Annotated in this window: 1 protein-coding gene; it reads left to right on the top strand. The window is 47.5% G+C overall.

Annotated features, from left to right (window positions below; all coding sequences use genetic code 11):
- The first annotated feature begins 141 nt into the window (after nucleotides 1-141).
- Nucleotides 142-4,029, top strand: coding sequence for a hybrid sensor histidine kinase/response regulator (locus C7B77_RS31215; RefSeq protein ID WP_245894405.1), 3,888 nt, complete (start codon nucleotides 142-144; stop codon nucleotides 4,027-4,029).
- The last annotated feature ends 51 nt before the right edge of the window (nucleotides 4,030-4,080 follow it).

Here is a 4,080-nt window from a genome sequence, read left to right as displayed (position 1 = left end):
GAACTTTCCAGTTGAGATTTATACTTGCCTTGGGCCACAATCTGATGACCCTCCCTGAAAATGAGCGAACCGTAAGTCTATACTCCCGAGTTAGGAGAAATCGATGATGCTGATTTTCCCAGTTTTTGGGCGGATGCACAATTGGCAGCACCACAAGATCTGTTTTCTGGTCTAGATCTGCTCGATCCGATCGAGCCACAACTGCCACCACAGATCTCATTAAACCAAGATTTAGCTGATATTGCTGGGCCAGATTTTAGCCTCGATCGACCCATGAGCGATCTATTTCCGAGCGTCTCTACACCCGAAGAAATGGCTTCATTGGAGTTACCGCTAGTCGAAAACGATAGCGAAAGTAACGATCCCGAACTAGGCGCGAATACCTTGCCAGAAGCAGCTATCGTCGCAGCAACCGAGGATGTTCATCCCGATGATTTTCAGTCACAGCCAACAGATCTCGAACTGGACGCAACACTCAGCGAGCCGATCTCAGATCTCATGCCAGTTACTGATGAGAGCTTTTTGCATACTTCTGATGTACTCGCGTTAGAACAACTCAATACTAGTAATTTTTCAGCAGCTTCAGAGCTACCCAGCTTAGAAGACTTAAATGTAGCTAAGTTACCAGAAGATCCCGATTTACTCTTATTAAATGAATTAGATGCAACTAATTTATCAGCAGATTTCCAAGATGCTGACTTAGCGTTTTTAGCAACCTTCAGTGAAGAGCCAGCTTCGGCAGGTTCGGATTTAGAATTTTTAGCAACCTTCAATGAGGAACCACCTTCAGCAGGTTCGGATCTACTATTTTTAGAAGAATTAAACGGCGATCGAGGAGTGACACCTGCGATCGAAACCGTTGGCGTAGCCTCTCAGAATGAGAAACAGCTTGCCTGCGAATTAACAAGCTGGGTTGATAGCTCGATCGGGTCAGAAAACCTCAATGATTTTGCCGAATTAGACTTGAATGTAATCGGTACTGTCGATCGAGATCTGGAGTTGTCGATCGCGGAAGATCCAAACGAATCTAATATCGATGCTAACGATCGTAATCTGAGCGAATTAGCAGAATTACCCAATCTTTATGAAGTTAATCTAGAACCAAGTCTTAATAATTCAGATACATTATTCCTCGATACCGATTTAAGTGTCAATGCGATCGATGGCGAGTTAACAGGCTTTGAATTAGAGCCAAGTAATAGCGATTTCGCTGATGTCGATCGCGATCTACAAAGCCTGGGCGAGCAATCGGTAGATTCCGCGAACGACAATAGTTTGACAGATTTAGATCTGGAGCTATTAAATTCTAACGAATTACCTGCTGCCGGGGCGATCGCTAGCGAACGTATTTTGCCAGATAGTTATGAATTGGTAGATATCGATGTTAGTGACGAAAACTCAAATCTCGACCTCGATCTAAATAATTTCGGTAATTTAGGTGCGATCGATATCGATGCAGATCTAGATTTACTCAATAATATCGAGTCATCTATACCTGAAGATATATCGGACTTTAACTTCGATCTTTTAGGCGAGCATCATGCAGTTGTTGATGATTTTTCGTCTGTAAGTTTTGTAGATATTTCTGAGAGTATCGAATCATCTGTTACTGGCGATCGATTAGATTTAGACCTCAATCTTTTAGATGAAACTACTACAAGCATCGATCGATCTAACGATCGAGAGCTGGGAGATATTTCCGAACTAGGTTTGAATCTAGACGAACTTAGCTCCGAGCTATCGAGTACCGAACTAGATTTTAATCTAGACGAACTCAGTTCCGAGCTATCGAGTACCGAACTGACAGATTTGGATGGCATGTTAGGGCTACCCGCCGCAAATCTACTAGAGACAGACAATTTAGATGCACTACTCGGCATCTCAGTTGGAGTCGGTGGTGCCGCAGCCATTGGAGCCTTTGCCTTTGACGATCTCGATGCGTTGGTAGATACATCGACAGCCATCACCGCTCCAGTACACAGTCTCGACGATCTCGATAACTTATTTGCGACTCCCGCTCCGACAGTTGCGCCACCCGCTCGACAGCCAGAGCGAGAACCAAAAGATCGCCGCGCCAAACGATCGCGGACATTCGACCAAACCATGAAGGTGTCGGTCAAATATCTAGACAACCTCAACAACTTAGTTGGGGAACTAGTAGTCAATCGCAACACCCTAGAGCAAGATCAAAATCGGATGCGCCAGTTTGTCGAAAAACTGCTCTCCGAAGTCCAAAAGCTCAACGAAGTTGGCAAGCGGATGCAAGATCTCTACGAGCGATCGTTGATGGAAAATTCCCTCGTTGCCAGCCGCCAGCAATCCAAACCCGCTACGACAAATTTACCCACTGGTGAAGATATTGCGAGTAGTAATAGTGGCTCGATCGAATACGACCCGTTAGAAATGGATCGCTTTACGCCCATTCACTTGCTCTCCCAAAAGATGATCGAGTTGACGGTGCGAGTGCGCGAATCCACGGCGGATATCGAATTCGTCGTCGATGGTAGTACCGAAGTAACTCGGACATTACGGCAGATTACCGGACAACTCCAGGAAGATTTGACAAAATCGCGGATGGTGCCCTTCGCCCAAACCGCCGACAGGCTGCAACGTGGCGTTCGGGATAACGGTCTTAAATATGGCAAAGAAATTACCCTCACTGTTGAAGGTCGCGATACTCTCATCGATAAAGTCATCCTCGAAAGCTTGACCGATCCGTTGAACCACATGGTCAATAACGGGATCGCGCACGGGATCGAATCAGCCGAAGCCAGACTGGCTGCGGGCAAACCAAGTGAAGGGAAAATTACCATTCGTGCCCTCCATCAAGGGAACCAAACCATTATCTCGATTTCTGATGATGGTGCGGGCATCGATACCGAACGCGTCACAAATAAAGCGATCGAAAAAGGCATTATTACCGCCCAACAAGCGGCAACAATGACTAAAAACGAAATCTACGAACTTCTGTTCCTGCCTAGTTTCTCTACCAAAGACCAGGCGGACGAGTTGTCTGGACGCGGCGTGGGTATGGATGTGGTCAAAACCAGTATCACCGATATTCGCGGTACGATCTCGACTGAATCGCAGCTTGGCGTAGGGACAACCTTTACCATCCGGCTCCCACTGGCACTCAGTATCGCCAAAGCCCTGATTGCCATCAATAATAAGAGTAATATCGCCTTTCCTATGGATGGAATTGAAGATACTCAAGATGTCAGTCCCGAACAGATCCAAACTAATGCCGAGGGTCAACAGTGTATTTTCTGGCGCGACGAACTCATGCCATTTACACCGCTTTCCGAACTGCTCGGATTCAATCGTCCGCTGGCGCGGAACAGTTTCTACAGTGCTAATGACGACGATAGCGATCTGGTTTCAATCCTGATTCTGCGCAGTGATGGCAATCTCACCGCCGTCCAAGTAGATAAAATTACTGGCGACCAAGAAATTGTAATCAAACCCCTCCAAGGGCCAGCCGCCAAGCCACTAGGGATTGCTGGAGCCACTGTCATGGGGGATGGTCGCATCGTCCCAATCGCCGACGTAATGGAATTAATCGCACTCGCCAAAGGCACCCTGACTCGCCATATTCCAACTCAGTGGACGGATGGTATCCCCGCTCCTACTATCGAAGTCCGCGAATCGATGGTACTGATTGTCGATGACTCGATCACTGTCCGCGAATTGCTCTCATTGACCTTCAAACGGGCTGGCTACCGAGTCGAACAAGCCCGCGACGGTCAAGAAGCCTGGGACAAGCTCAGAGCTGGTCTACCCTGCGATATCGTCTTCTGCGATATCGAGATGCCACGGATGGATGGACTCGAATTCCTCTCGCGCATTCAAAAAGATAACGCACTCAAAAAAGTCCCCGTCGCGATGCTAACTTCTCGCGGTAGCGATCGTCACCGTCAAATTGCCTCCCAACTCGGTGCCAGCGGCTACTTCATCAAACCCTACCTCGAAGAAGCTCTACTCGACGCTGCGAAGCGGATGATCAAGGGTGAGGTGTTGGAGATCGTGTAAGGGTGGATGGGTGGATGAGTGGATGAGTGGATGAGTGGATGGGTAATGTAG

This window comes from Chamaesiphon polymorphus CCALA 037, assembly GCF_003003845.1.
Lineage (GTDB): Bacteria > Cyanobacteriota > Cyanobacteriia > Cyanobacteriales > Chamaesiphonaceae > Chamaesiphon > Chamaesiphon polymorphus.
The sequence above is the reverse complement of the archived record's forward strand: the minus strand, read 5'-3'. Positions and strand labels throughout refer to the sequence as shown.